The following is an 18,912-nucleotide window of genomic DNA, read 5'->3' as shown; positions in this document are numbered from 1 at the left end:
GAGGCGAGATGAGCCGATATCTGAGCGGCCGCATCGGCCAGGCGCTGCTGGTGCTGTGGGCGGCGTTTACCCTGTCATTCCTGCTGCTGCAGGTGCTGCCGGGGGATGCGGTGCTGATCCAGTTCCAGAATCCGGAGATGGGCCTCAGCCCTGAACAGGTGGCGCAGCTGCGCGCCGCCTACGGCGCCGACTTGCCGCTGTGGCGGCAGTATCTGCATACGCTGGGCAATTTTTTACGCGGCGATATGGGGTATTCCCTGCAGGCCGGCGTTGCGGTCAGCGATCTGCTGGCGGCCAACCTGCCGGCGACGCTGCAGCTGGCGGCGCTGGGGTTGATGCTGGCGCTGCTGCTGGCGCTGGCTATCGCGCTGCTGGCCAACCTGACCGGTTTCGGCAGGCTGCGCGCGGCGCTGCAGGCGTTGCCGGCGCTGTTTGTCTCGGTGCCGACCTTCTGGCTGGGTATTGCGCTGATCCAGCTGTTCTCCTTCCGCCTGCGGCTGGTGCCGATTATCAACCCCGGCGAATGGCAGGGGCTGATACTGCCGCTGGTCACGCTGGCGCTGCCGATTTCCGCGCCGCTGGCGCAGATCCTGCTGCGCAGCATCGACCGGGTGCGCACCCAGCCGTTTGTCGCCGTCGCCCGCGCCAAGGGAGCCAGCGCGGGGCGGGTGTTGCTGCGCCATATTGCGCGCAACGCCATGCTGCCGACGCTGACCATCGCCGGCATGCTGTTTGGCGAGCTGATCGCCGGCGCGCTGGTGACCGAAACGGTGTTCGGCCGCAGCGGGCTGGGGCAGCTGACCCGGCAGGCGGTGGAGAATCAGGACGTGGCGGTGCTGCAGGCGATCGTAGTGATCTCGGCGGCGGCGTTCGTTGCGATCAACTTACTGGTGGATCTGCTGTATCCGCTGCTGGATCCGCGTCTGAATCACTATGCAGGAGCCGGAGTATGAGCACGCTTTTCTTTGATAAACCGGCGGACGGCGCCGGGGGACCACGCCGCCGCTACCTGCGGCTGCCGCTGTCGCTACTGCTGGCCTGGGCGGTGGTGATCGTGGCGGCGCTGTGGGCGCTGGCGCCGGGGCTGTTTACCGGCTATAGCGCGGTGGAGGGCATTGCCGGCGCGCACCGTCTGGCGCCGGGCGGCGAACACTGGCTCGGCACCGATCAGCTGGGGCGCGATCTGTATGCGCGCATGGTCTACGGCGCCGCCCAGACGCTGAGCGGCGCGCTGGTGGCGGTGACGGTGGGGCTGCTGGCGGGCAGCGCGCTGGGGATGACCGCCGGCGCGCTGGGCGGCGCGGCGGACGCGCTTATGATGCGTATCGTCGACGTGCTGCTGGCGATCCCCGGGCTGCTGCTGGCGCTCAGCGTGATTATCCTGCTGGGCTTCGGCACGGTGAACGCCGCCATCGCTGTCGGCATCACTTCGGTGGCCAACTTCGCCCGTCTGGCGCGCGTCGAGGTGGTGCGGGTGCGCCGCAGCGACTATGTCGAAGCGGCCTACGGCAGCGGCGGCACCTTCCGCGCGGTGCTGTGGCGGCATATTCTGCCGAACTCGCTGACCTCGGTGCTGGCGTTTTCGGCGCTGCAGTTCGGCAATGCGATCCTGGCGATCGCCACGCTGAGCTTCCTCGGCTACGGCGCGCCGCCGCCCACGCCGGAGTGGGGGCTGCTGATCGCCGAAGGGCGCAACTATCTGGCGACCGCCTGGTGGCTGACCACCTTTCCCGGCCTGGCGGTGATCGCCGTGGTGCTGGCGGCCAACCGCATCGGCCGGACAAACGGAGGACGCACGCTATGACGCTGCACAGCGCATTATTACAGACTGCTTCCGCGCCGCTGCTGGCGCTGTCCCGGGTCGCCATCGGCTATCAGGGGCGCGACGGGCACCGCCAGGTGGTTGATGACGTCTCCTTCAGCATTCAGCCGGGCGAAGTGGTGGCGTTGGTGGGGGAATCCGGCTCCGGCAAGACCACCACCGCTCAGGCGATCATGGGGCTGCTGGCGGAAAACGGCCGGCTGGAGCAGGGGGAGATCCGTTTTAACGGCGTCGATATCGCGCACTGGTCGTCGCGACGGATGGAGGCGCTGCGCGGCGCGCAGATCAGTCTGATCCCGCAGGACCCGGCCAGTTCGCTGAACCCGGTCAAAACCATCGGCGAGCAGGTGGCGGAAATTATTCAGATCCACCGCCGGCTGCCGGCGAAGCAGGTGCGCCAGCAGGTGGAGGCGCTGCTCGGCCGCGTCGGGCTGTCTCATCCGGCGCAGCGCGTGCATCAATACCCGCATCAGCTGTCCGGCGGCATGAAGCAGCGGGTGCTGATCGCTATCGCCATTGCGCTGCGGCCGGCGCTGATCATCGCCGATGAGGCGACCAGCGCGCTGGACGCCACGGTGCAAAAACGCATTCTCGATTTGATTGACGAACTGCGGCGCGAGTCCGGCACCGCGGTGCTGTTTGTCACGCACGATCTGGGCGTGGCGGCCGAACGCGCCGATCGCATTCTGGTGTTCCGCCACGGGCGGATCCAGGAGCAGGGCGCCGCCGAGGTGCTGTTGCGCCATCCCGCCCATGACTACACCCGCCGGCTGTTTGCCGATGCGCCGGCGCTGAGCAGCCGGCCGGCGCCGGTAAGCGATGGCCGGCGTGAGCCGACGATCGTGGTCAGCGGGCTGGTGAAGGATTTTCGCTTCGCCGGACGTCGGGGCGAGCCGTTTCGCGCCCTGGATCGGGTGTCGTTCAGCGTGGAGCAGGGCTGCACCCATGCGCTGGTGGGCGAGTCCGGCTCCGGCAAAACCACGCTGGCGCGCTGTCTGCTGGGCTTCGAGCGCCCGGATGCCGGCCAGATTAGCGTCGACGGCGTCGATCTGACCCGGCTGCGCGGCGAGGCGCTGCGGCAGTTCCGCCGCCGTATCCAACTGGTCTATCAAAATCCGTTTGGTTCGCTCGACCCGCGCCAGACGCTGTATCAGGCGATCGAGGAGCCGCTGCTGAACTATGCCGCGCCGGGCAAGGCGGAACGCTATCGCCGGGTGCGCGAGCTGTTCGACCGTGTGGCGCTGCCGGACGAGCTGCTTAACCGCCGGCCGCACGAGCTTTCCGGCGGCCAGCGTCAGCGGGTGGCGATCGCCCGGGCGCTGGTGCTGCAGCCGCGCGTGCTGGTGCTGGACGAGGCGACCTCGGCGCTGGACGTCACGGTGCAGGCGCAAATCTTACGCCTGCTGCAGACGCTGCAGCAGGAGCTGGGGCTGACCTATCTGTTTATTTCTCACGATCTGGCGACGGTGCGGCAGATCTCGCACGGCGTTTCGGTGCTGCAGCACGGGCGGCAGGTGGACTATGGCGCTACCGACGCGGTCTTTGCCCGGCCTGGCAGCGCGTACACCCGCCAGTTGCTGGATGCCATTCCCGGTCGCCATTTCCGCCGCGACTTTCAGCCTGTTAAGGATGCCTATGAGCAGTAAAAGACTTGGTTTTTTCACCCGCCTGCTGGACCGGGGCAGCGCGCAGGAACGCTACCGGCTGGCGCTGGAGCAGATCGTGCAGGCGGAGCGCGTCGGTTTTGACAGCGCCTGGGTGGCGCAGCACCACTTCCATGAGGACGAAGGCGGGCTGCCGGCGCCGCTGGTGTTTCTGACGCACGCCGCGGCGCATACCCGGCGTATTCGTCTGGGCACCGGGGTGATCACGCTGCCGATGGAGTCGCCGGTGCGGGTGGCGGAAGACGCCGCGGTGCTGGATCTGCTGTCCGGCGGGCGGCTGGAGGTGGGGCTGGCGGCGGGCGGCACGCCGTCGGCGTTCAGCGCCTTTGGTCTGGACGCCGGCCAGCGCAATGCGGCGTTCAGCGCGCATCTGCACACCCTGCTGCAGGCGTGGCGCGGTGAGCCGCTGGGCGACGAGGACAACCGGCTGTATCCCGCCGCACCGCAGCTTGCGCGCCGCGTGTGGCAGGCGACCTTTTCGGTGGCGGGCGGTGAGCGCGCCGGCCGGGCGGGCGACGGGCTGATGCTGTCGCGCACCCAGCCGCGCCCGGCGGACGCGCCGGATATGCCGCTGGACGCGCTGCAAAACCCGATTATCGACGCCTATCTGGCGGCGCTGCCGCCGGGCGTTGAGCCGCGCATTATGGGATCGCGCACCCTGTTTGTCTGTGAGGACAACGCCAGGGCGCGGGATTTCGCCGCGCAGGGACTGAGCCGCGGACTGGAGCGGCTGCGCGCGGCGGGGCACCGGCCGGCGGACGAGTCGCTGGACGGCCTGATCCGCGCCTTTGACGTGCACCTGGGCACGCCGGAGCGGGCGATTGCCTCGCTGCAGCAGGACAGCGCGCTGGCGCGGGTGACCGATCTGGCGTTTCAGGTGCATTCGATCGATCCGCCGCACCGCGAAATTTTACGCTCCATCGCGCTGATTGCGCGCGACGTCGCGCCGGCGCTGGGCTGGCGGCGGTCAGAACCGGCTGCGGCCGCACCATCTCATCAGACAGAGGAAAGGGTATGACGGACAGTAACGATCTGCTGGCAACGCTGGCGCAGGCGGAGCGTTCCGCCGAACTGACGCAGGCGCGCATTACGCGCCAGGGGGCGAGCGACGCGATTCAGGCCAGCTATCACGCCTTGTTTGACGCGGAAGAGGAGGATTTCCCGGCGGATGAGCGCGCGCTGTTGGCGCAACGCATCAGCGAATGGCATGGCGCGAGCGCGCTGGCGGCGCACTATGCGGCGCGGCAGCAGCGGCGTCCGGCTACCACGCCGCGGCTGAGCGCGGCGCTAGACCATGCGGAGCGGCTGGCGTTTAAGCTGGCCGAGGCCGCGCCGGAACATTTACAGGCGCTGCAGCAGGCGGGCTGGTCGCCTGCGGCGATAGTCACGCTGTCACAGCTGATCGCCTTTGTCAGTTTCCAGAGCCGTCTGCTGTACGGCTATCGGCTGCTGGCCGGCGACGTGCCGCCGGCGGCCGAGCCGGTGCCTGCCGCCAGCTGGCGCCGTGCGCCGCTCACCCACGGCGGCCGCCCCGCGCCGCCGGCGTTCACCCGGCAGGAACTGGGCTGGGAGCCGTGGATCGCCGCCAAGCCGCTGGCGGAGTTCGACGCCGCAGGGCTGGCGCTGCTGGCGCGTTTCGGCCATACCGATTCCGACTATTTCCGCCTGCTGGCGCGCAATCATCCGCTGCTGGAGCAGCGCACGCTGGCGGACCGGGCGATTTTCTACACTTCCGGCGGGCTGGCGCGTCAGGATCGCGAACTGGCGGCGACGGTGGCCAGCAAGGTTAACGGCTGTATTTATTGCGCCTCGGTGCATGCGCGCAAGGCGGCGCAGCTGTCGAAGCGGGAAGAAGAGGTGCAGCGCCTGCTGGATGTCGCGCCCGGCGGCGTGCTGAGCGCCGGCCAGCAGGAGGCGTGGAGTGCGCAGATTGAGTTTGCCGCCGCGCTGTCGGCCACGCCGCCGCGGGCGGATGCTGAACAGCTGGCGACGCTGCGCCGTCAGGGACTGAGCGAACTGGCGCTGTTGGATCTGGTGCAGTCGACGGCGTTTTTTGCCTGGGCCAACCGGCTGATGCTGACGCTGGGCGAACCGTTTGAGCCTTAGGCCGTCGGTTTCCGGCCTTTTTTGCCCCCCGTAGCACGTGCTACGGGTTTTTTTATGCCGTAACGTCCGCTAACGGCATAACTTGTGACCCGCCTCACGTCGTTTCCCTGATTTTATCCCCGATGCTTGAGAACGCTCTCATTCCGGTTTATTGGCGTTGGAAACCGGTTTCCATATCGTTTCCAATGGCGGTGAGAAACGCATCCATCCATCACTGGGGTAATAACAATGAAGAAGATTATGCTTTGCTGTTCTGCGGGGATGTCGACCAGTCTGCTGGTGAAAAAAATGACGGCGGAGGCTGCCAGCCGCGATCTGCCGGTGGAGATCGCCGCCTACAGCGCGGGGGAGTTTGACGAGCAGTTCAGCCGCTATCAGGTGGTGCTGCTGGGGCCGCAGGTGAAATATATGCTGCCGGCGCTGTCGGCGCGCGCAGCGGAGCAGGGCATTCCGGTCGCGGCGATCGACATGATGGATTACGGCATGCAGCGCGGCGATAAGGTGCTGGACTTCGCGCTGGCGCTGATCGCACAGCAGGGAGAGCCGGCATGACGTCCCTCTATCAGGCGATGGTCAACCTTATCGAGCAGAAGGTGACGCCGCTGGCCGGCAGCGTCGGCCAGCAGCGCCATGTGATTGCGATCCGCGACGGCTTTGTCTCTGCGCTGCCGTTTATGATCATCGGCTCGTTTATGCTGGTGTTTATCTTCCCGCCGTTCTCCGCCGACAGCAGTTGGGCCTTCGCCCGCGGCTGGCTGAACTTTTCCCTGCAGTATCGCGAGCAGCTGATGCTGCCGTTTTACCTCAGCATGGGGGTGATGACCTTCTTTATCTCGGTGGGGATCGGCGCCAGTCTGGGGCGGCATTATAAGCTTGACCCGATTATGACCGGCCTGCTGGCGCTGATGGCGTTTCTGCTGGTGGCGGCGCCGTACCGCGATGGCACCATCTCCGCGCAGTATTTCTCCGGCGAGGGGATTTTCACCGCCATTATTACCGCGCTGTATGCCGGTGAAGTGTACGCCTGGCTGAAGCGACACAAGATCACCATCCGCCTGCCGCAGGAGGTGCCGACCGGCGTCGCGCGCTCGTTCGAGATCCTGATCCCGGTGGTGGTGATTGTCGCCACCCTGCACCCGCTCAACCTGCTGGTGCAGAGCTACACCGGCATGATTATTCCTCAGGCGATCATGCATCTGCTGCAGCCGCTGGTGTCGGCGTCGGACTCGCTGCCGGCGATCCTGATCTCGGTGCTTATTTGCCAGGTGCTGTGGTTCGCCGGTATTCACGGCGCGCTGATCGTCACCGGCATTATGAACCCGTTCTGGATGACCAACCTGGCGCTGAACCAGAGCGCGCTGGCGGCGGGCGCGGCGCTGCCGCATATCTACCTGCAGGGCTTTTGGGATCACTACCTGTTGATCGGCGGCGTCGGCTCCACGCTGCCGCTGGCGTTTTTACTGCTGCGCAGCCGGGCGGCGCATCTGCGCAGCATCGGCAAGATGGGCGTGGTGCCCAGCATCTTCAACATCAACGAACCGATCCTGTTCGGCGCGCCGATCATTATGAATCCGGTGTTTTTCCTGCCGTTTATTCTGGTGCCGATGATTAACGCCACCTTCGCCTATATCGCCACCAAATTGGGTTGGGTGGCGCAGGTGGTGTCGCTGACGCCGTGGACCACGCCGGCGCCGATCGGCGCCTCCTGGGCGGCGAACTGGGCGCTCAGCCCGCTGTTGATGTGCCTGTTCTGCATGGTGCTGTCGGCGCTGATGTACTACCCGTTCCTGAAGGCCTATGAGCGCACGCTGATCAGGCAGGAGCAGGAAAAACAATCACCACAGGGCGGCGAAGCCGCCGTTAATTCCTGACATAAGGGGTCGTGATGAAATATGCATTTCCGCAAGATTTCTGGTGGGGCAGCGCCAGTTCGGCGCCGCAGAGCGAAGGCGAAAGCCTCGGCGGCGGCAAAAGCGCCACCATCTGGGACGAATGGTTCCGCCTGCAGCCGGAGCGCTTTCACCAGCAGGTCGGCCCGCAGCAGACCTCGGATTTCTACCGCTGCTGGCGCGACGATATCGCCCTGCTGAAGCGGCTGAACCACAACAGCTTCCGCACCTCGATCTCCTGGGCGCGGCTGATCCCGCAGGGGCGCGGCGAGGTCAATCCGCAGGCGGTGGCGTTTTATAACCAGGTGATTGATGAGCTGCTGGCGCAGGGCATTACGCCGTTTATCAACCTGTTTCACTTTGATATGCCGCTGGCGATGCAGCAGCAGGGCGGCTGGGAAAGCCGCGAGGTGGTGCAGGCGTACGCCGAATTTGCCGATGTCTGCTTCCGCCTGTTCGGCGACCGGGTCAAGCACTGGTTCACCTTTAACGAGCCGATTGTGCCGGTGGAGGGGGGCTATTTGTATGACTTCCACTACCCGAACGTGGTGGACTTTAAACGCGCCGCGACCGTGGCCTGCCACACCATGCTGGCCCATGCGCTGGCGGTGCGTAACTATCGCGCCCGCGCACAGGGCGGGGAGATCGGCATTATCCTCAACCTGACGCCTTCCTACCCGCGCTCCGCCAACCCGGCCGACGTGCAGGCGGCGCACATCGCCGATCTGCTGTTTAACCGCAGCTTCCTCGACCCGGCGCTGCGCGGCAGCTACCCGCAGGAGCTGGTGGCGCTGCTGCGCCAGCACGGGCAGCTGCCGGCCTGCCAGGCGGAGGACGCCGCGCTGCTGGCGCAGGGCGTGGTGGATCTGCTGGGCATCAACTACTACCAGCCGCGGCGCGTCCAGTGCCGCGACAGCCTGGTTAACCCCGACAGTCCGTTTATGCCGGAGTGGTTCTTCAGCCACTATGCGATGCCGGGCCGCAAGATGAACCCGTACCGCGGCTGGGAGATTTACGAAAAGGGCATCTACGATATTCTCACCAACCTGCGGGAAAACTACGGCAATCCGCGCTGTTTTATTTCCGAGAACGGCATGGGGGTGGAGGATGAGCGGCGCTTTGAGCAGGACGGGCAGATCCAGGACGACTACCGCATCGATTTTATCCGCCAGCATCTGCAGTGGGTGCACCGGGGCATCGCCGAGGGCAGCCGCTGCCTGGGTTACCATATGTGGACCTTTATCGATAACTGGTCGTGGTGCAACGCCTACAAGAACCGCTACGGCTTTGTGCAGCTGGATCTGGCGAGCCAGCAGCGGCGCATCAAGAAAAGCGGTGAATGGTTCGCCGCCACCGCCGCCGCCAACGGATTTGAGGAGCCGCGCTGATGGACGATTTGGAAAGTACGGTGATGGAGATCATCGTCAACGCCGGCCAGACGCGCAGCCTGTGCTTCAGCGCGCTGCAGGCGGCGCGCGACGGCGATTTTGCCCAGGCGCAGGCGCTGCTGCGGCAGTCCGATGAGTTTTCCCGCGCCGCGCACCGGGTGCAGACCCGGCTGATCGAGCAGGACGGCGGCGAAGGTAAAACGCCGATGACGCTGATTATGGTGCACGCGCAGGATCACCTGATGAATGCGATACTGGCGCGGGAGCTGATCGCCGAAATGGTCGAACTTTATCAACGACAACGGCCGTCGGCTCAGGGATAATCACCGGCGGGCCGTCGGCCCGCTTTTGTTCATCAGCAGGAAGACCCGCAGTTATGGCCAATATCAATGATGTTTCCCGCCTGGCGCAGGTATCGAAAGCCACGGTGTCCCGGGTGCTGAGCGGCAGCCGCGGGGTAAAGGAAGAGAGCCGGCAGGCGGTGCTGCGGGCGGTGGAAACGTTGAACTATCGTCCGAACGCCGTCGCCCAGTCGCTCACCAGCCAGAGCACCGGCTGCATCGGCGTGATTTGCGCCACGGAACACGTGCAGCAGGCGACCGGTTATCTCCAGGCGCTGGAAAAACAGCTGAGTCGCCAGCAGAAGCATCTGCTGCTGCGTTTTGCCAACGACGCCGCAACGCTGGGCGCGGCGGTGGCGGAGCTGAGCAGCGGCTGGTGCGATGCGCTGATCGTGGTCGGCGCGCGTTTTGCGCTGCCGCCGCTGCCGGACAACGCGGTGTGTCTGGACTGCGTTACGCCGTCGACGGCGAAAAGCGTGGGGGTTGACCACCCGTTTGCCGCGGAAACCGCGGTGCACTACCTGGCCGGCCAGCAGCGGCGGCAGATCGCCCTGATTAACTTTACCGCCGGCGACGCCGCCGAACAGGTGCTGCAGGGCTATTGTCACGCGCTGGAAATGCACCTGATCCCCTATAACCGCCGGCTGGTGGTGGACGATGAGCCGGTGACGCGCATTGCGCTGCAGCGGCTGCTCAACGGCGGGATGCCGTTTAATGCGCTGTTGGTGACCGACGACTGCCAGGCGCAGGAGGCGCTGACGCTGCTGGCGCAGTATCAGCGTCAGGTGCCGGGGCAGGTGATGGTGTTCAGCCTGGACGGAGCGCCGCAGTGGCCCGGCGCGCCGGCGGTGCCGTCGATCGCCTATTCGCTGGATACGCTGGCGCAGCGCGCGCTGGCGCTGCTGAGCGGCGCAGAAGAGCGCAGCCTGCTGCGCGGCAGCCTGACGGCGGGCTGAGCCGGCCCGCCGCCGGCCGTGCTTTCGCCCCCCAACGCGGCAGGCCCGCAAGAATCGATTATGCTTAACTGTCGTCAGGCATGTTTTTCTCCCTGCAATCATTTGAGCGGCGTCCCGTCATCGCGCGGGTGCAGTCATCGCTATACCGTCTGGTGCATAACGGCCACCCCGTTATCAGCAAATAGAGGTCATAACCATGATGAGCCATCGCGGTATGATATTGACGACGCTGCTGCTGTGGGCAAACGGCGGTGAGGCGGCGGCCGAACCGTTGCCGTTTAGTCCGGAGGAGCTGCGCGCAGGCCTGCGGGAGAGCGCCGGCGGGCTGAAAAATCTCTATCAGGAGTTGTCGATTATCGGCACCACGCCCGGCATCAGCGCCGCTAATTTCCGCCCGACCCACGACTCCTCCGACCCGCTGGATATCGATTCCTACAAGCTGGCGCCGAAGTATGCTTTTGATATCGGCGTCGACGGATTCAGACCGTATATCGAAGGTACGTTCGGCTATGTCAACAGCGATCAGACGCTGAATTTCGGCGATTCTGACGGCATGGCCAACCGGCTGGATCTGGATACCCGGACCCTGTCGCTGCTGGGCGGCGCCGGGGCGGAATTTGATATCGCCAGCGGCACCATCCTGCGGCCGATGCTGCTGCTGGGCTATTCACGCACTTCCAATAACACCGCCTCCAGCGGCCCCGTCGGGGATCTGTTCCATGAGGCGGGCAAAGGGTTACTGGTCGATTTTAAGATCCACAGCCTGTTGTACGGCGGCGCGCTGGAGATTGAGCAGAATCACCGCTGGGACAACGACGTCGGCCTGACGGCCAACCTGCGCTACAACTATCTGGTTGACGACAGCTATCGCGCCAGCGATCCCGAGCTGGAAGGGCGCAATGACTTCAGCGTGATGACCGCCGCAGCGGAGCTGAACGGCCCGACGGATCTGGCGCTGTTCGGCCGGCCGCTGCGCTGGATCGGTTTTGTCACCGGCACCTATCTGCCGGAGATCAAAGACGACATCGGTTTTGACTACTTTGTGGAGATCGGCGGCGGTATCGAAATTGTCGACGGCGGCGTTATTCCCGGTATCGACGGCGTGAGCCTGCGCGGCTCCGGCCTGGTCGGGGACGGGGTTAAGGGCTGGAGCGTCGGGCTGGCCGCCGAGTTCTAGGGGCCGGGCCGTGCGCCTTAGCCTTACTTTCCTGTCGTTTTCACCGCCCGCGCTGCGTTGCCCCGGACGCGGTTCCCCCCTTACCGCGTCCCTGCGCTGCGCGCCGTCACTTTTACGGCAAATTGTTACGTCACACACATTCTTTACTGAAACCGGTTGCAGAAACCGGTCGCAGTTCCTATTCTGCAACCGGTTTCATTATTGCGAAATACTCAGGCGGCAGTCATAACCTTTACGATAAGGTATTAAAATAATGACAAAAATAAGAGACTATGCCCGGCTTGCCGGCGATATTCTGGCGGAGGTCGGCGGGCAGGATAATCTGGTGAGTTTTGCCCGTTGCGCCACCCGTCTGCGGCTGGTGCTGAAGGAGACGCCGCCGCAGGCGGAAGCGCGGATTAAACAGCTGCCGGGCGTCATCATGGTGGTGCAGAGCGGCGGACAGTTCCAGGTGGTGATCGGCGTACACGTGGCGGAGGTGTATGACGCCTTTTCCGGCCTGGTCGATCCGAGCCAGTTAAAAACCGACGGCGCCAAGGTGCGTCTGGTGGATGCGGTGATCGGCTCCATGTCGGCGATTTTCGCGCCGATTGTGTTCGTGCTGGCGGCGGCGGGTATTCTGCAGGGGGCGCTGATCGTCGCCAGACATTTTGCACCGCAGCTGGCGGACGGCGGCACCTTTGCGGTGCTCAACTTTATGTCCTGGACGCCGTTTGCCTTTCTGCCGGTGCTGATCGCCATTACCGCGTCGCGCTTTTTCCGCTGCAACACCTTTATCGCGGTGCTGTGCAGCTGCGCGCTGATTAACCCGGAGTGGGGCGCCATCGCCGCGCGCATCGCGCAGGGCGAAGCGATCACCTTCCTCGGCCTGCCGCTGGCGGAAACGGTGTACACCTCGTCGGTGCTGCCGCCGATCTTTATGATCTGGTGCCTGTCGTATGTGGAGAAGTACGCCCGTCGGGCGATCCCCGACGTGGTCAGTGAGCTGTTCACCCCGCTGGTCTGTATGCTGATTATGGTGCCGTTTACGCTGCTGCTGATCGGCCCGATCACCAGCTCGGCGGCGTTCGCCATTGCCGGCGGCTACAACTGGCTGTTTGAGACCGCGCCGGCGCTGGCCGCCGCCCTGATTGGCGGCGTCTGGCAAATGGTGGTGATCTTCGGCGTGCACTGGGGTATTACCCCGGTGATTATGGCCAACTTCGACGCGCACGGTCGCGACTCTTTTCAGGCTTTCCAGACCATTGCGGTCGTGGCGCAGATGGCGGCGGCGCTGGCCGTCGGCTTTAAGTCGCGCAACCCGCAGTTTAAAACCACGGCGTTTTCCGCCGGCGTCACCGGCGTCTTCGGCATTACCGAGCCGGCGCTGTACGGCGTCACCCTGCGGCTGAAAAAACCGTTTATCTGCGGCTGTATCGGCGGCGCGTTAGGCGCACTGGTCACCAGCTTCTTCGGCAGCTACTACTATGCTTATGCAGGGTTACCCAGCTTGCTGACCGTGGTGAACGCCATCAGCGCGGAAAACCCGATGTCATTTATCGGCGAACTGGCCGGCGTCGCAACGGCGATTGTCAGCACTATGGCGATGGTGTACGCGGTAGGCTTTGACGACCCGCCGCTGACGCTGGACGGCGTTACACCGGCGGCGGCAGGACAGCCGGCGGCCGACGAATCGGCGGCGCAGCCGCGGGCGGTGACGCTGCTGTCCCCGGCGGCGGGGCGCTATGTGCCGCTGGAGCAGGTGAACGATCCTAGCTTTGCGCAAAAACTGCTGGGCGAGGGCCTGGCGATCCGCCCGACCGACGGCCAGATCCTGGCGCCCTGCGACGCGGTGGTCTCGTCGGTGATCGACAGCCGCCATGCGGTCGGGCTGACCTGCGGCAACGGCGCCGAATTGCTGATCCACGTCGGGCTGGATACGGTCAAGCTGCAGGGGCGGCACTTTGACACGCTGGTGACGGTGGGCCAGCAGGTGAAGGCGGGCGAGCCGCTGATCCGCTTTGAGCAGCAGGCGATAGAGGCGTCGGGGTATGACGTGACCACGCCGTTTGTGGTGCTGAACAGCGATGAGTTCGCGGTGCGCCTGCTGGACGTAAACAGAGAGGTTGCCTGCGGGCAACCGGTAATGCAGATTGGGTAACCAACAGGAGCGATGATGAAAAGCGTATTTCCGCAGGATTTTCTTTGGGGCGGCGCGGTTGCCGCACACCAGGTTGAAGGGGGTTGGGATCAGGGCGGCAAAGGCCCGAGCATTTGTGATGTGCTGACCGGCGGCGCGCACGGCGTGCCGCGCGAGATCACCCAGGCGGTGGTGCCGGGTAAATATTACCCGAACCATGAAGCGGTGGATTTTTATCATCACTATAAAGATGACATCAAACTGTTCGCCGAGATGGGGTTCAAATGTTTCCGCACCTCGATCGCCTGGACGCGAATTTTCCCCAAGGGCGATGAGTCGGAGCCGAATGAAGAGGGGCTGCGCTTCTATGATGAGATGTTCGATGAGCTGCTCAAGCACAATATTGAACCGGTCATCACCCTGTCGCACTTCGAAATGCCGCTGCATCTGGTGCAGCAGTACGGCGGCTGGACCAACCGCCAGGTGGTCGATTTCTTTGTCCGCTTCGCCGAGGTGGTGTTTGAGCGTTACAAACACAAGGTGAAGTACTGGATGACCTTCAACGAAATCAATAACCAGCGCAACTGGCGCGCGCCGCTGTTCGGCTACTGCTGTTCCGGCGTGGTGTACACCGAGCATGAGAACCCGGAAGAGACCATGTATCAGGTGCTGCACCACCAGTTTGTCGCCAGCGCGCTGGCGGTGAAGATTGGCCACCGCATCAATCCTGAGATGAAGATTGGCTGCATGCTGGCGATGGTGCCGCTGTATCCGTTCTCCTGTAAGCCGGAAGATGTGATGTACGCGCAGGAGTCGATGCGTGAACGCTATGTCTTCACCGACGTGCAGCTGCGCGGCTACTATCCGTCCTACGTGCTGAACGAGTGGCAGCGCCGCGGTTTCAACATCCGGATGGAAGCGGGTGACGAACAGATCCTGCGCGAGGGCTGCTGCGACTATCTGGGCTTCAGCTACTACATGACCAACGCAGTGCAGGCCGCCGGCGGCGAGGGCGACGCGATTTCCGGCTTTGAGGGCAGCGTGCCGAACCCGCACGTAAAAGCCTCTGACTGGGGCTGGCAGATTGACCCGGTCGGCCTGCGCTATGCGCTGTGCGAGCTGTATGAGCGCTATCAGAAGCCGCTGTTTATCGTCGAGAACGGCTTCGGCGCCTATGACAAGGTGGAAGAAGACGGCAGCATCAATGATGATTACCGCATCGACTACCTGAAGTCGCATATCGCCGAAATGGGCAAGGCCGTCAGCTATGACGGGGTGGAGCTGCTGGGCTATACGCCGTGGGGCTGCATCGACTGCGTCTCCTTCACCACCGGCCAGTACAGCAAGCGTTATGGCTTTATCTATGTGAACAAGCATGACGACGGCAGCGGCGATCAGTCGCGTTCGCGCAAGAAGTCGTTCTACTGGTATCAGGGGGTGATCGCCTCCAACGGTGAAACCCTTTAAGCGGGGCAATCCCCTGATTGATATGCGTTGATACGCCGACAAAACCTGCCTGCGCGGCAGGTTTTTTTTGCCTTGTCCACGCCGGCTGACGGATAAAAATAATAAGCTATAACATCTTGTTCTGAATTTATTTTCTTAATAAAGCTATCTTAGCGCTTTAGGCGAAATTTATGACTCTCAGCGAACGGGCGAGGATTTTTGCGACTCAGGCGCATGCCGATGCGGGCCAGAAGCGAAAATTCACCGACGAACCTTATATTGTGCATCCGGCCGCCGTGGTCGAGCTGCTGATGTCTGCGAATCCTAGCGAAGAGATGATTGCCGCGGCCTGGCTGCATGACGTTGTTGAAGATACCGGGGTCACGCTGGCGGCCATCGGCGCGCTGTTCGGCCCCCGGGTTGAGCAGTACGTTGAGATGCTGACCGACGTCCGCACCCGCAGCAGCGGCGGTGAGCGTATTGAGCGTAAAAACGCCAACCTGCGGCACAGCGCCCAGGCCCATCCGTCAGCCCAGACCATCAAGCTGTGCGACCTGATTGATAATGCGCGCTGCGTGGTGGAGCGGGACCCGCTGTTTGCCCGCGACTATCTTCTGGAGATGAAACGCCTGTTAACCGTGATGACTGCCGGTGACGCTGTCCTGTATGCGCGCGCCCTGAAGGTCTGCGATGACGGCATCGCCCGGCTGCACCGGCAGCTGGGCAATGACGCGTGGTTTATCCAGGGCTGGGCGCGCTATGAGCAGCATACGCCGCTTAGTGCGGTGACAGGGTGGTCAGGAACAGAATTGTCGGGATGGTGATCGGCGCCAGCACGGTCTGCACCGAGATAATGCCGGCCGATAAGCGGTGATCGCCCCCGAGCAGTTTGGACATGATATAGGCAGACGGCGTACAGGGAAGCGCATTAAACAGCACCACCGTGGCCAGCACCGGGCCGCTGATGCCCGACCATACGCCAATCAGCAGCGTAATGAGCGGAACGAACAGCAGTTTGACAAAGGCGGACTGCAGCACTGCGCCTTGGGACGCGCGGGCGGCCCTGAGATCCAGCCCGGCGCCCACGGCCAGTAATCCCAGCGGCAGCGAGGCGCCGCCCAGAATGTGCAGAATGTCGCGCACCGTCTGCGGCAGGGCGATCTGCAGGGCATTAAACAGCAGCCCGGCCAGCACTGAAAGAATCACCGGATTACGCGCCAGCGCCCGTATGATCTGCGATGCGGCCGGTTTTGCGCCCCGGCCGTAATACATCAATATAATGATGGAGGCGACGTTCAGCAGAGGAATGGCCACGGCAATGCTGATCGAGGTGACCGTCAGGCCGGTGCTGCCATAGGTCGCGGCCGCCGCCGCGACGCCAATATAGGTATTGGGGCGTAACGCGCCCTGTATCACCGATGAAAACACCGGGCCGGACTGTTTACTCAATCCGCGCCACACCCATAGCGTGAAGGCCGCCATCACGACCGCCCCCAGCAGCGACCAGGCGATAGGGCGGATGGGAAAGTCTTCCAGTTTGGCCGTGGCCACCTGCGAGAACATCAGGGCCGGGAATAACCAGAAGTAATTGAGCTTTTCACAGGGCAGCCAAAACTGCACGTCAATAAAATTACGTGAACGCAGAAAATAGCCCAGCGCGATCAGAAAGATGATTGGAGTCAGGGCGAGCAGTATCGTCGTCATGGCGGTCAGATATATCCCTTGGTCAGTACTACCACGCCATAGACCGCAATAAACCCCGTCAGCAGGCCTTCATAGACGCCGGAGCTGGTGCGGCGGAACAGGATGCTGCCGACGCTCCAGTAAATAAACCAGGCAAGCGGCGCGGCCAGAAAGCCGGCAATGCTCAGGGCGTGGGGTTTTAGCATAATCAGCGTTATCAGCTGGATGACGCCAAACATCAGGTAGTAGCGGGAGACGGTATTACGTATCGCGGTTTTCTCACGCTGCGTGCTGGATGCATAGAGGGCCAGCAGGGCGCCGCCCATATTGGTGACGCCATGTACGGCGCCCATCAGCAGTAAATAGGCGCGCCGTTGCTGGATAAGCCGGTTGCTGATAAACGTTCTGAAGCTGGCGCTGAGCCTGACAAGGGCGGAAAAGATCAGGATCGGCCCAATAATCAGATCAAGATTAACCTTCAGGCCGGTGGTGACCAGTACGGAAAGGAAAATGATAACGGCCAGGCCGCAGAGCAGCATATTGCGCCTTTCCGCCCTTTCGGTCGCCCAGCCGTTGCCGCCATAGAGCTGGGTGAATGAAATCAGCACTGATGAGGGTAACAGCAACCCGAGTACGGATGAAAAGTCATAGCCCAACAGCAGCAGCGTTGGCGTCCCGAACACCAGAATGCCCATCCCGAACAGCGACTGAATGACGGAGAAGAGTAGGATAGCGATCAGAAAAAGGTATTCATGCTCCATTTACGCCACCTCAGCGTTATTGAATACTTTCCGTTGGTTATGCAGCCAGGCTTTGACGTTGAGAGTACGGATCACATTGCCGTCGGCGCTCTGGCTGTCCTGCCGGGCCTGAATAATGACCACGTAATCGTCGCCGTGCAGGTATCCGCCGTCGGTCAGTACGCGCAGAAGAGGCTCTTCTTCCTGGGCAAACAGCTCGCTGGCGTCATTAAGGTAAAGACCGGTGACATTTGGCAGAAGATTCCAGCTGCGGGTTAATTGTTCGTGCGCGCCTACGGCCAGGACGGGCAGGCCGGTATCAGACATTGCCGCGATGCGTACGGCATACCCCGTCCGGGAGAGCACCACCAGATGCGTCAGCGGTAAGGCTTCGGAAAGCGCGCGGATAGTGCGGCGGAGATCGCTTTCACTGCTGATGCGGGCAGGCGACGCCGCGGGATTGCGCCCGGCGGCGGCCAGTGCGGCAATACGGCTGATGCGGTCAACGGCTTCGACCGGGTAGCGCCCTACGGCGGTTTCACCTGAAAGCATCACCGCCGATGCCCCGTCAAGCACCGCATTGGTGATATCGCTGACTTCGGCCTTGGTGGGGAGAGGGTTGTCAATCATGCTGTGCAGCATTTCTGTCGCCACGATGGTCGGCTTACCCGCCCGGGACGCTTCGCTGAGGATCCGTTTCTGATACAGGGCGACGTGGTCAATGGAGGTTTCTACGGCCAGATCGCCACGGTCGATCATAATTACATCCGCGGCGTCCACAATATCGGCAAGATGAGCGATGCCGCCGCTGTTTTCAACCTTTGCCACAATGCGCGGAACGGGGGCTGCGATCAGCGCGCGAATGGCCTCGATATGCTCGCGGCTTTCGACAAAGCTGATGCCGATATAATCAACGCCAATGGATTTGGCAAAGGCAATCATGGCGCGGTCTTTGTCGGTGACCAGGGATTGCCCCAGGTCAATGCCGGGGACGTTGATGCCTTTGCGGCTTTTTAATTTGCCGTCCATATTTGCCCGCAGGTAGATGTCCCTGTCCTGAATTTTTTCCACCACGAAGGACAGTGTGCCGTCGTCGGCAAAAATCTGGTTGCCCGCGGATAATTTCTCATGCAGGTGTTCATAGCCGACCGGCACTTTTTCCGTGCCGTCATGGCGGGTGTCCGTCGTCAGAATGATCGTATCGCCGCGGTTAAATGAAGGCTCATGAGCAAGCTGCAGCGTGCGAATTTTGCGCCCCGGAATATCCAGCAGAATCGGCACGTCCGGAACGGTGTGGCGCAGCAGGGCCACGGTTTCAGCGTGCCATTCCGGCGTATTGTGCGAGCCGTTTAAGCGCGCAACGGACATGCCGGCATGACGCAATTTAATTAATACGTCGGGGTGGTTTGAGGCTGGGCCGATAGTGGCGATAACGCGAGAGTGGGTCATAAATGGCTCCTGTTTCAATTTCGGCTATTTATGACAGTTTTATGACGGCACGATAAATCATTAAAAAACATTTAATAGATAAAATGATTATTACGCAGAAATATTCTCCGGAGAACTAAGGAATGGCTTCAT

General features: G+C 62.9%; 17 protein-coding genes. 14 read left to right on the top strand and 3 right to left on the bottom strand.

Translation table 11 applies throughout. The features are described from left to right. The first annotated feature begins 8 nt into the window (after nt 1-8). From I6G83_RS22135 to I6G83_RS22070, 14 genes are all read left to right on the top strand, one after another. Entirely contained in the window at nt 9-953 is a 945-nt protein-coding gene (locus tag I6G83_RS22135; RefSeq protein ID WP_054307736.1) for an ABC transporter permease, read from the top strand. Further along, nucleotides 950-1,804 carry an ABC transporter permease gene (locus I6G83_RS22130; protein ID WP_054307737.1) on the top strand — a complete coding sequence of 285 codons (855 nt, stop codon included), beginning with the start codon at nt 950-952 and terminating at the stop codon, nt 1,802-1,804. The genes I6G83_RS22135 and I6G83_RS22130 overlap by 4 nt, the downstream gene beginning before the upstream one ends. After that, the gene (locus I6G83_RS22125) at nt 1,801-3,468 is read left to right on the top strand and encodes a dipeptide ABC transporter ATP-binding protein (RefSeq protein WP_054307738.1); all 1,668 of its coding nucleotides are present in this window, start codon (nt 1,801-1,803) and stop codon (nt 3,466-3,468) included. The genes I6G83_RS22130 and I6G83_RS22125 overlap by 4 nt, the downstream gene beginning before the upstream one ends. Then, entirely contained in the window at nt 3,458-4,504 is a 1,047-nt protein-coding gene (locus tag I6G83_RS22120) for a putative FMN-dependent luciferase-like monooxygenase (RefSeq protein WP_062779056.1), read from the top strand. Before I6G83_RS22125 ends, I6G83_RS22120 begins: the two co-directional genes overlap by 11 nt. After that, complete coding sequence (locus I6G83_RS22115) at nt 4,501-5,592, top strand: alkylhydroperoxidase domain protein (protein WP_062779059.1); 1,092 nt, start codon at nt 4,501-4,503, stop codon at nt 5,590-5,592. The genes I6G83_RS22120 and I6G83_RS22115 overlap by 4 nt, the downstream gene beginning before the upstream one ends. A 228-nt stretch (nt 5,593-5,820) precedes the next feature. After that, a complete protein-coding gene (locus tag I6G83_RS22110; protein WP_054307116.1) occupies nt 5,821-6,144 on the top strand; it encodes a PTS sugar transporter subunit IIB in 324 nt (107 codons plus the stop codon). Then, nucleotides 6,141-7,463: a PTS sugar transporter subunit IIC gene (locus tag I6G83_RS22105; RefSeq protein WP_015672984.1), complete on the top strand. Its 1,323-nt coding sequence runs from the start codon at nt 6,141-6,143 to the stop codon at nt 7,461-7,463. The genes I6G83_RS22110 and I6G83_RS22105 overlap by 4 nt, the downstream gene beginning before the upstream one ends. Before the next feature lie 14 nt (nt 7,464-7,477). Beyond that, a complete protein-coding gene (locus tag I6G83_RS22100) occupies nt 7,478-8,869 on the top strand; it encodes a glycoside hydrolase family 1 protein (protein ID WP_054307115.1) in 1,392 nt (463 codons plus the stop codon). Next, nucleotides 8,869-9,192 carry a PTS lactose/cellobiose transporter subunit IIA gene (locus I6G83_RS22095; RefSeq protein WP_015672982.1) on the top strand — a complete coding sequence of 108 codons (324 nt, stop codon included), beginning with the start codon at nt 8,869-8,871 and terminating at the stop codon, nt 9,190-9,192. The genes I6G83_RS22100 and I6G83_RS22095 overlap by 1 nt, the downstream gene beginning before the upstream one ends. A 53-nt stretch (nt 9,193-9,245) precedes the next feature. Next, nucleotides 9,246-10,166, top strand: coding sequence for a LacI family DNA-binding transcriptional regulator (locus tag I6G83_RS22090; protein WP_054307114.1), 921 nt, complete (start codon nt 9,246-9,248; stop codon nt 10,164-10,166). Nucleotides 10,167-10,362: 196 nt separating this feature from the next. Then, a complete protein-coding gene (locus tag I6G83_RS22085) occupies nt 10,363-11,343 on the top strand; it encodes a hypothetical protein (RefSeq protein WP_054307113.1) in 981 nt (326 codons plus the stop codon). 253 nt (nt 11,344-11,596) lie between these two features. After that, a complete protein-coding gene (locus tag I6G83_RS22080; RefSeq protein WP_054307112.1) occupies nt 11,597-13,483 on the top strand; it encodes a glucose PTS transporter subunit IIA in 1,887 nt (628 codons plus the stop codon). 15 nt (nt 13,484-13,498) lie between these two features. Beyond that, a complete protein-coding gene (locus I6G83_RS22075) occupies nt 13,499-14,929 on the top strand; it encodes a 6-phospho-beta-glucosidase (RefSeq protein WP_169802939.1) in 1,431 nt (476 codons plus the stop codon). 170 nt (nt 14,930-15,099) lie between these two features. After that, the gene (locus I6G83_RS22070) at nt 15,100-15,732 is read left to right on the top strand and encodes an HD domain-containing protein (protein WP_054307260.1); all 633 of its coding nucleotides are present in this window, start codon (nt 15,100-15,102) and stop codon (nt 15,730-15,732) included. Here I6G83_RS22070 and I6G83_RS22065 read toward each other — a convergent pair. From I6G83_RS22065 to pyk, 3 genes are read right to left on the bottom strand one after another with little or no spacing between them, the layout of a single operon-like run. Next, nucleotides 15,686-16,612, bottom strand: a complete 927-nt coding sequence (locus I6G83_RS22065) for an AEC family transporter (RefSeq protein ID WP_054307259.1) — start codon at nt 16,610-16,612, stop codon at nt 15,686-15,688. The two genes, I6G83_RS22070 and I6G83_RS22065, sit on opposite strands and share 47 nt — an antisense overlap. A gap of 5 nt (nt 16,613-16,617) precedes the next feature. After that, the gene (locus I6G83_RS22060; protein WP_054307258.1) at nt 16,618-17,352 is read right to left on the bottom strand and encodes a hypothetical protein; all 735 of its coding nucleotides are present in this window, start codon (nt 17,350-17,352) and stop codon (nt 16,618-16,620) included. Further along, nucleotides 17,353-18,780: a pyruvate kinase gene (gene pyk, locus I6G83_RS22055; protein ID WP_054307257.1), complete on the bottom strand. Its 1,428-nt coding sequence runs from the start codon at nt 18,778-18,780 to the stop codon at nt 17,353-17,355. Nucleotides 18,781-18,912: the final 132 nt, after the last annotated feature.

It is taken from the genome of Serratia rubidaea (genome assembly GCF_016026735.1).
Lineage (GTDB): Bacteria > Pseudomonadota > Gammaproteobacteria > Enterobacterales > Enterobacteriaceae > Serratia_B > Serratia_B rubidaea.
This window is presented reverse-complemented; position numbering and strand designations above follow the sequence as displayed.

Excerpts from the sequence above, each read along its gene's own strand:
- I6G83_RS22125 (WP_054307738.1), top strand. The coding sequence starts at position 1,801 with ATGACGCTGCACAGCGCATTATTACAGACTGCTTCCGCGCCGCTGCTG.
- I6G83_RS22085 (WP_054307113.1), top strand. The coding sequence starts at position 10,363 with ATGATGAGCCATCGCGGTATGATATTGACGACGCTGCTGCTGTGGGCA.
- I6G83_RS22100 (WP_054307115.1), top strand. The coding sequence starts at position 7,478 with ATGAAATATGCATTTCCGCAAGATTTCTGGTGGGGCAGCGCCAGTTCG.
- I6G83_RS22080 (WP_054307112.1), top strand. The coding sequence starts at position 11,597 with ATGACAAAAATAAGAGACTATGCCCGGCTTGCCGGCGATATTCTGGCG.
- I6G83_RS22090 (WP_054307114.1), top strand. The coding sequence starts at position 9,246 with ATGGCCAATATCAATGATGTTTCCCGCCTGGCGCAGGTATCGAAAGCC.
- I6G83_RS22075 (WP_169802939.1), top strand. The coding sequence starts at position 13,499 with ATGAAAAGCGTATTTCCGCAGGATTTTCTTTGGGGCGGCGCGGTTGCC.
- I6G83_RS22065 (WP_054307259.1), bottom strand. The coding sequence starts at position 16,612 with ATGACGACGATACTGCTCGCCCTGACTCCAATCATCTTTCTGATCGCG.
- I6G83_RS22120 (WP_062779056.1), top strand. The coding sequence starts at position 3,458 with ATGAGCAGTAAAAGACTTGGTTTTTTCACCCGCCTGCTGGACCGGGGC.
- I6G83_RS22110 (WP_054307116.1), top strand. The coding sequence starts at position 5,821 with ATGAAGAAGATTATGCTTTGCTGTTCTGCGGGGATGTCGACCAGTCTG.
- I6G83_RS22060 (WP_054307258.1), bottom strand. The coding sequence starts at position 17,352 with ATGGAGCATGAATACCTTTTTCTGATCGCTATCCTACTCTTCTCCGTC.
- I6G83_RS22070 (WP_054307260.1), top strand. The coding sequence starts at position 15,100 with ATGACTCTCAGCGAACGGGCGAGGATTTTTGCGACTCAGGCGCATGCC.
- pyk (WP_054307257.1), bottom strand. The coding sequence starts at position 18,780 with ATGACCCACTCTCGCGTTATCGCCACTATCGGCCCAGCCTCAAACCAC.
- I6G83_RS22095 (WP_015672982.1), top strand. The coding sequence starts at position 8,869 with ATGGACGATTTGGAAAGTACGGTGATGGAGATCATCGTCAACGCCGGC.
- I6G83_RS22115 (WP_062779059.1), top strand. The coding sequence starts at position 4,501 with ATGACGGACAGTAACGATCTGCTGGCAACGCTGGCGCAGGCGGAGCGT.
- I6G83_RS22135 (WP_054307736.1), top strand. The coding sequence starts at position 9 with ATGAGCCGATATCTGAGCGGCCGCATCGGCCAGGCGCTGCTGGTGCTG.
- I6G83_RS22105 (WP_015672984.1), top strand. The coding sequence starts at position 6,141 with ATGACGTCCCTCTATCAGGCGATGGTCAACCTTATCGAGCAGAAGGTG.
- I6G83_RS22130 (WP_054307737.1), top strand. The coding sequence starts at position 950 with ATGAGCACGCTTTTCTTTGATAAACCGGCGGACGGCGCCGGGGGACCA.